This window comes from Nocardia sp. NPDC060220 (genome assembly GCF_042727815.1).
Taxonomy (GTDB): Bacteria; Actinomycetota; Actinomycetes; order Mycobacteriales; family Mycobacteriaceae; genus Nocardia.
Map to the genome: position 1 here is coordinate 1 of NZ_JBHWZY010000269.1, position 7,901 is coordinate 7,901.

Genomic DNA, 7,901 nt, shown 5'->3' on the forward strand with positions numbered 1-7,901 from the left:
ATGCGGACATTCGCCAAGGTGTTGCACGCCGTCACTGTCGGGGTTCTGATCGTCGCCGCTGGTCACGGCGTTGCGGCTGCCGCACCCTCCGGGAGTGCTGACGGTCTGCTGCCGTGGCCGGCCGCCGGGCCCGACGGTGTCCAGGCCTCGGGCGCGGCGTTGGCGGAGGGGCTCACCGGGACGGTGGTGTGGTCGCGGGAGGCGAACACCCCGGTCCCGATCGCCAGTATCGCGAAGGTGATGACGGCGGTGGTCGTGATCGTCAGCGGTGACCTCGAACGGCCGGTGACGGTGCCGCAGGAAGCGGGCGCCTACTGTGCCAGGGAAAACGGCAGCACCGCGGGACTGGTTCCCGGCGAGGTGCTCACCGCGCGCCAACTGCTCTACGCGCTGCTGCTGCCGTCGGGCTGCGACGCCGCCTACACCGTCGCCGAGTCGTTCGGTCCCGGTCAGGGCGGTTTCCTGGCCAGGATGAACGACACCGCGCGGGTGATGGGTTTGGCCGGAACACATTTCAGTGACCCGGCCGGTATGCCGTATCCCACCGATCACTCCACCTATTCCACGCCGGCGGACCTCGTGGCACTGGGTGTGCGGGCGATGAACCTGCCGCTGTTCCGCGAGATCGTCGGTGCGCGGGACTTCCACGTTCCCGCGGGACCCGCCAACCGCGAGCACCACTGGGAAACGACGAACCGCATGCTCGACGAATATCCCGGCACCATCGGCATCAAGACCGGCAACACCGACGCCGCCGGACACTGCCTGATGTTCGAGACGGTTCGCGCCGGCATCCCGCTGATCGGTGTCGTCCTGCACAGCTCCGACCACAGCAGCGCCGCCGCGCGACAGGACGCCGAGCGCATGCTGAACTGGGCCTACGACCCGATTCTGCGCGTTCTGCAACCAGTCGGGGGCTGACGACCGGCGCGATCCCGGCGCAACGCTTAGCATTCGGGATGTGCGCGGTGGCAGATGGTTTCGGGTCCTCGTTTGCCTGGTCGTACTGGGCAGCAGCGGGTGCGTGGGCGCGGTGGACCGGGCGGATTTCGAGGATCAGCTGCGAGCGCGCGGCGGCGGGTTGGTGAGTTCGTTGCCGCAGGAGGCCATCACGGCGCTGAGCCGGCGAACCGGTGCCACCGACCTCGAAGCGAACGTCATCATTCTCACCCCGCCGAACTCGACCCGGTTCCGCCTCACCTTGAACGACCAACCCGCCCAGATAACCCGGTATCTGGCCGGCGACGAGGTACTGGCCGCTCGGGAACCCACCGTGCGCCTGCGTGTTCGGCCACCTGATCGATCCCGGCAGCTCGACGACTACTCCTTCGCTCTCGGCGCCCTCAGCGCGCCCCGTCCGGTTCGGGTCTCCGCCGCCGACGACCTCGACGGCGAGGATTTCGCCGTCAGCGAGGTACCCGGTCTGTCGCGTATCGAAGACATCGTCGACACCGCCCTCGCCCGAAGCGCGCTGCCCGACGGACAGGTGACCGTCATCGTGGTGAGCCGTTTCGGCCGCGAGATCCGCATCGTCGCCAATGTCTTGTCGCCGCGCTCGGAGATGGTCGCCGAATTCGATCGGACCGGCACCTTCCTTCGAGTGCGGCAGGTATAGCGAATGCGACGAGTCCTGATTTCCGCGGTGTCGCTTGCCTGCGCCGCCGCCTTTCTCACCGTTCTCCTCGCTGTTGCCATCTGGCCGGGCGAAGCGAAACTCACCGCACCCCTGTTCTGCTCACCGCCGGCCACCGAGCCGGTCGTCGTCTCGGACACCTTCCACGACTCCGAAGGAACGTCGACCAATTTCACCCTGTATTGCGTCAGCGACCGCGGGATTCTCACCGACGAGGGCTTCGCGCTCCCCGTGCTGGCGCTCTTCGTCGCCCATCTGCTGATCCTGATCGCCCTGTTCGTCCTCACCGCCCTGATCGGCCGTATCGGACAGCGGGGCGAGCGATCCGATGGGCAGGTCGAACGGTGGCAAGACAGCTGACGCCGGAAGGCCGCCGTCAGCCTCCAGGTCGACCTGGAGATCCACCGAGAAGTGGTCGATCGGTAGGGGATTCCCCGACTCGGTCATCGTCAGATTCTCCGAACCGAGCCCGACTCGGTACAGGAAGACCACGGTGACGGTGGCGGCGGCTCGTGCCTGGTCGGTAGGCCACATCCGGGTGGCGCTGCCGTCACCGCAGTCGACGAAGCCGAGCCGGTCCAGGTGTGGGCGGGTGGCCTCGGTGGTGAAGGCGCGCAGGCGGATCTCGGTCGGCGACAGCTCGAGTTGGGCGTAGCGATCCGGTGTCTTGTCGCGGTCGAAGAAGTGCAGGACGAGCGGCTCGGGGCCGGGGCCGAGCGCTCGCATGGCGAGGTGCACGCTGCCCAGCAGGTCGGTCAGCAGGCCACGCAGGTGACCGAGGGTGTAGACGCTCCAGATCTCGCTGCCGCGTCGGGCCGAACCGGCCGACCAGGTGAAGCTGACCTCGTAATCGTCGGCGCTCGTGTCCGAGACATCGTGCTCATCGTTGGGGACCCGGTCGGCTTCGTCGATGAGATCCGGGTAGTGGTACTGGGTTTTCCAATTCCGCCACCTGCGCTGGGCATCCGCATCGAGGGCCTCGATCCGCAAGGACACCGTGCCGTGGTGGGAGAGCGCGAGGGTGCGCAGGGTGTCGCCGTCGACCCAGCCGACGCCGAGATCCGACAGGCCGCAAAACCAGGTCGGTGCACCCCACGTCGTCACCGTCAGGTCCAGGTAGTGACGGAACTGTTCGGGCTCGATGGTCGTGACGGTGAGGGACAGGTGTGCGCGCTGCTCGCCGTCGGCACAGCGCTCGTCGACGATGCGGCCACCGGACGGTGTTCCCGGGATGACCACCACGCCGTCACCCTGGAGCAGCCACCCCGCGGTACCGCACACCTGCTCGACGTCGAGCCGGCTGAAGGTGCGGAAGTCGCTCGCGCACAGCTGTGTCAGCAAGTCGGCGAACCAGGCATCGGGCACGGTGTCCATACCCGAGCACGCTAGCGCTGAGCACCGACACGAAGCCGTTTCGACGAATCACCGAAACTGTTGCCCCGCTTGGCTATCGGGACCGACCATAAGCGAGCCTCAGCCGATCGCGGGGACCTGCTCGGCGGGGATCGGCGCAGACGGCGGAGTGCCGTCGCCGAAGGGTCGCCCACCCAGTTCCGCACGGTGGTGCGGGGTCAGCCAGTTCGACAGGTCCGGCCCCGTGGGGACGATCCCGGTGGGATTGATATCGCGGTGCACGACGTAGTAGTGCTCCTTGATCTGCCCGAAGTCGATGGTGTCGCCGAAGCCGGGAGTCTGGAACAGGTCGCGGGCGTAGGCCCACAGCACCGGCATCTCACTGAGTTTGGTGCGGTTGCACTTGAAATGGCCGTGATAGACGGGGTCGAAACGGGCAAGCGTGGTGAACAGTCGCACGTCGGCCTCGGTGATGGTGTCACCGACCAGGTAGCGCTGAGTGCTCAGCCGCTCGGTGATCCGGTCGAGGGCGGCGAAGAGCCGGACGTAGGCGGCGTCGTAGGCGTCCTGATCGCCGGCGAACCCGCAACGGTAGACGCCGTTGTTGATGTCGCGGAACACGTCCCGGTTGATCTCGTCGATCTGCGCGCGCAGCGGTTCGGGGTACAGCTGCGGTGCGCCGGGCCGGTGGTAGGCGGCCCATTCGGTCGAGAAGTCGAGGGTCATCTGCGCGTAGTCGTTGGTGACGACCTGCCCCGTGACGATGTCGACCATCGCGGGCACGGTGATGCCGCGCGGATAGTCCGGAAACCGGGCCAGATAGGCATCGCGCAGACGGTGGATGCCGAGCACCGGATCGACCTCGCCCGGATCCAGATCGAAGGTCCAGCTGAGCTTGTCGTGGGTGGGCCCGCACAGCCCGAGCGACAGCACCGGCTCGAGCCCGAGCAGCCTGCGCACGATCAGCGTGCGATTGGCCCACGGACACGCCCTGGCCGCGACGAGCCGGTACCGCCCCGGTTCGACGGGATAGCCCTCACGTCCGTCGGCGGTGATCCGCGTGGTGATGTAGTTGGTATCGCGGCGGAACTCGCCCGCCTCGACGTAGGTGCCCGCATCGGCATCGCTCACCGCCCCAGTCTGGCACACCCCGCGCGCCGGACAGCTCGACGCCGTGCACCGCTGGTCGCCGACGCACCGATCGTGGCCGGCCCGGAGCTACACCGGCCTAGCATCGCAGGGGCAGCTCGACACCCTCAGGGAGGAACCCGCCGATGAGCCTTCGTCAGTTCGAGTACGCCTTGGCGGTGGCCGAAGAGGGGTCGGTGACGGCGGCGGCAGAGGTGTTGCACGTTGCTCAACCGTCGGTGTCGCAGCAGATTCGCGGCCTCGAGCGGGAACTCGGCGTGAAGCTGTTCGCTCGCACGCCGACGGGGCTGGTACCCACCGTGGTCGGTCGCGCCTTCCTGCGCGAAGCGGAGGTTGCGGTGAGCGCCGCGCGGCGGGCACGGGCGACGGCGCGGGCGGGCGCCGACGAGCTGGTGGGTGAGCTGGTAGTCGCGGCGCAGATGGGCTTCGGCACTCGTCAACTGCCGCGTGCGCTGGGTGCGCTGCGCCGCCGGTTCCCCCGGGTGGAGGTCACCGTCTTCGAGGAGCCGAGTTCCGCCGAACTGGAACGCCTGGGGCGCCAGGGCGTCCTCGACCTGGCCCTGATGGCGGCGTGCGAGCAGTCTCCCGACGACGCGCACCACCTCGGCGACGAGGAGTTCGTCGTCGTGCTCGGCGCCGGGCACCCCCAACTCGCCACGGAGCGGGTCGAACTGCGTGAGCTGGCGGGGGAGCCGTGGGTCCGGTTCGACCGGGACAGCGCGCTCGACGCGGTGCTCCTGGACGTGCTGGGCAGCAACGAGCTGACCCCGACCACGGCCGCCCGCGTGTCCCAGACGTCGACGGCGGTGCGGTGGGCGGCCCAAGGGCTGGGGGTGACTCTCGTCCCGGCCTCGGCCGTGCCGCACGGTCACGAGCACCTTGTTCGTCCGGTGAATCCGGTCGTTTCCCAGCCCGTCATCGCTGTCGTCCGGACCGATCCGGGCCCGGCGGAGTCAGCGCTGCTCGAACTCCTTCGCCGCCAGACCTGGACCGAGGCCGCGTCATTCCCGCCGGTGCGCTGACCGGCTTCAGCCCCGGGGGAATTCGCCTCCGTCGACGAACAGATTGGTTCCGGTGAGCCAGCTCGCCCGGTCGGAGACGAGGAACAGCACCGCGTCGGCGATGTCGCCGGGGCGACCGTCGCGCCCCAGCGGCGTCGTGCTGGTCGCGGTGACGGTGTCGCCCAGTGTCGCGTCCATCCGTGCCCACAACTCCCGGGTCTCCTCACCGCCGGGGGTGGCGGTTTTGCCCGGCGACACGGTGTTGACCCGGATTCCGGCGGAGGCCAGGTCCAAGGCGAGTCCCCGGCTGTAGGTCTGCAGTGCGGCCTTCGCGGCCACGTAGTGCAGGAACTGTGGTGCCGCGGTGGGAACCGCGGCCGAGGAGACGTGCACGATCGCGCCAGACCGCCGTTCCCGCATCCCTGGCACCAGCAGCGAGTCCAGCCGCACCGAGGCGAGCAAGTTCAAGTCGAGCGCGTCCTGCCATTCCGCGTCGGGGATCGCCGAAGCGCTCGCGTGTGGGCGCGCGCCACCGGCGTTGTGTACGAGGATGTCCACCCCGCCGAGCACGTCGTGCGCGGCGGCGGCGAGCGCCTGTGCCCCAGCCTGCGTGCGCACGTCGGCGGTCACGAAGGTGGACCCGTCCGGGATGGTGTTCGCCGCCGATCTGGCGGTGGTGAGCACCTCGGCGCCCGCGTCCAGCAGCTGGCGCACGACGGCCGCCCCGATTCCGCGGGAACCGCCCGTGACCAGAGCTCGTTTTCCGGCGAGTTCTCGCGTGTGCGAAACATTCTCGATCGTGGTCATGCCAGCGGTCCTTTCGATTGCGTATTCGCCCGACGGGCAGGGTATCGACATGTGCGGCGCGCGAAACCTCGATGAAATCGCGGTGCGTTCCTCGTCGAGCTGTTTCACGGTATGCCCGGAAAACAGTGCGCGGCAAAGACGAAATGTCAGCAGGTGGCATAGGGAATTCCTATGCCGGCCCGGCTCTTCCGCCGGTGCGCGTCCCGCTGATGTCGTCGGCCGGTGGCCGTCTGGCGTCTGGCTGAACCCGCCAGTACCCTGTGCCCGTGAGACCGATGGGCAATGCGCCGGGCGGGACGGCGCGACCGCGTGTCGCTCTGACCGCAGTCGCTGTAGTGGTATTTGTGACCTTTCTCGACACCACCGTCGTCAGCGTGGCGCTGGGGGATATTCGCCATGATCTGAGCGCGGACGTGACCGCGCTGCAGTGGGTGGTCAACGCCTACACCGTCGTGTTCGCCGGGCTGATGCTCGCCGGTGGGTCGCTCGGGGACCGCTGGGGTCGCAAGCGGGTGATGATCGTCGGCCTGGTGATCTTCTGTGCCGGGTCGGTGGTATCGGCGCTGGCGAGCAGTGTCGCGGTGCTCGTCGCCGGTCGCGCGATCATGGGACTCGGTGCGGCGGCATCGGAGCCGGGCACACTGTCGGTGCTTCGGCACGTCTTCCCGGACGACCGCAAGCGCGCGAAGGCGATCGGGGTGTGGGCGGCGGTGTCGGGGCTGGCGTTGGCCGCGGGACCGGTGCTGGGCGGCGTGCTGGTCCATGCGTACGGGTGGCGCTCGATCTTCTGGTTCAACCTGGTGATCGCGGCGGTGGCGCTCGTCGTCGCACTGTGGTCGGTCCCGGAGAGCGCCGACCCGAGCCCCGAGCCGATCGACTGGGCAGGCGCTCTGCTCGGCGCGACAGCTTTCGGATCGGTGATCTATGCCGCGATCTCCGGTCAGGATCGCGGCTACACCTCGCCGTCGGTGCTCGCGTTCTTCGTGCTCGGTGGGCTCGCGTTCGCCGGGTTCATCGCCGTCGAAACACGGGCGCGCGCACCTATGCTCAACTTGCACTACCTGCGCTTTCCGGCAGTGCGTAGTGCACTGATCGTCGCTTTCGCCGTCTACTTCGGCATCTTCTCGATCTTCTTCTTCACCGCGCTGTATCTGCAAGTGATGCAGTCGTACTCGGGTGCGCGTACGGCCACGGTGTTCGCGCCGATGGCCGCCATGATCGTGATCGGCTCGCTGGTCGCGGGGTTCTGGGTGGCGCGGCGAGGTGCGCGCACACCGATGATCCTCGGCTGTGTGGTCGGCGCGGGCGGGATCTTGCTGACCCGCCATATGCTGTCCGGTGAGATCCACGATCCTTCGCTGTCGGCCGCGATGGCGGTGGCGGGCTTCGGCTTCGGGATCGCGGTGGTGCCGTTGACGTCCGCGGTGATGTCGGGAGTTCCGGCGGAACACTCGGGAATGGCTGCCGCGGTGACCAATACGATGCGCCAGGTCGGTTCGGCGTTCGGTGTGGCCGTGCTCGGTGCGCTGGTGAGCGGGTTCCTGTCCTCGGACCTGAAGGCGCGCATGAACGAGCTGGGTCTGCCGACCTCGCTCCAGCCCGACGCCATTCAAGCCGTGGAACTCGGGAAGATCCCCGAGGGCGTCGATATCGGCCCGTATCTGAAATACCTGTCGAAGGTTTCCGAGGTGCTCAATGCCGGCAAGGCGGCATTCCATCACGGACTCGACGTGGCTCTGCTCGTTTCGGCGGTGATGATCCTCGCCGCGGCGGCATTCACCGCGGTCGACGCGGCTCGGCACCGTGCGGATGTCACCTAGCGAATTGCGGTTCGGGTTCGCAGGATTCCGGCCGACGCGCACCGCGTCGGCCGGAATCGGTGTCAGGCGCTGACCGAAGCGGTCACTTCACGAGTCAGTCGCGACGACCACGGACACCAGAAGCAGCCAGGCAGGAAT

At 68.2% G+C, this 7,901-nt stretch carries 7 protein-coding genes; 4 read left to right on the forward strand and 3 right to left on the reverse strand.

Annotated elements, in window-relative coordinates; genetic code table 11:
* On the forward strand, positions 1-921 hold a 921-nt coding region (locus ACFWF3_RS15990; RefSeq protein ID WP_378652961.1), incomplete at its 5' end, for a D-alanyl-D-alanine carboxypeptidase family protein.
* A 103-nt stretch (positions 922-1,024) separates the two neighbouring features.
* The gene (locus ACFWF3_RS15995; protein WP_379314262.1) at positions 1,025-1,615 is read left to right on the forward strand and encodes a hypothetical protein; all 591 of its coding nucleotides are present in this window, start codon (positions 1,025-1,027) and stop codon (positions 1,613-1,615) included.
* Between the two features lie 120 nt (positions 1,616-1,735).
* On the opposite strand, the gene ACFWF3_RS16000 is transcribed toward ACFWF3_RS15995, so the two are convergent.
* Both ACFWF3_RS16000 and ACFWF3_RS16005 read right to left on the reverse strand, forming a co-directional pair.
* Positions 1,736-3,007, reverse strand: a complete 1,272-nt coding sequence (locus ACFWF3_RS16000; protein WP_379314263.1) for a hypothetical protein — start codon at positions 3,005-3,007, stop codon at positions 1,736-1,738.
* A gap of 99 nt (positions 3,008-3,106) precedes the next feature.
* A complete protein-coding gene (locus tag ACFWF3_RS16005) occupies positions 3,107-4,117 on the reverse strand; it encodes a glutathione S-transferase family protein (RefSeq protein WP_379314264.1) in 1,011 nt (336 codons plus the stop codon).
* Positions 4,118-4,260: 143 nt separating this feature from the next.
* Between ACFWF3_RS16005 and ACFWF3_RS16010 the strand changes: the two genes are divergently transcribed.
* Positions 4,261-5,157 (forward strand): LysR family transcriptional regulator, encoded by an 897-nt coding sequence (locus ACFWF3_RS16010; RefSeq protein ID WP_379314265.1) that lies wholly within the window; start codon positions 4,261-4,263, stop codon positions 5,155-5,157.
* A gap of 6 nt (positions 5,158-5,163) precedes the next feature.
* On the opposite strand, the gene ACFWF3_RS16015 is transcribed toward ACFWF3_RS16010, so the two are convergent.
* The gene (locus ACFWF3_RS16015) at positions 5,164-5,943 is read right to left on the reverse strand and encodes an oxidoreductase (protein WP_379314266.1); all 780 of its coding nucleotides are present in this window, start codon (positions 5,941-5,943) and stop codon (positions 5,164-5,166) included.
* 344 nt (positions 5,944-6,287) lie between these two features.
* Between ACFWF3_RS16015 and ACFWF3_RS16020 the strand changes: the two genes are divergently transcribed.
* Positions 6,288-7,763, forward strand: coding sequence for an MFS transporter (locus ACFWF3_RS16020; RefSeq protein WP_379314267.1), 1,476 nt, complete (start codon positions 6,288-6,290; stop codon positions 7,761-7,763).
* Positions 7,764-7,901: the final 138 nt, after the last annotated feature.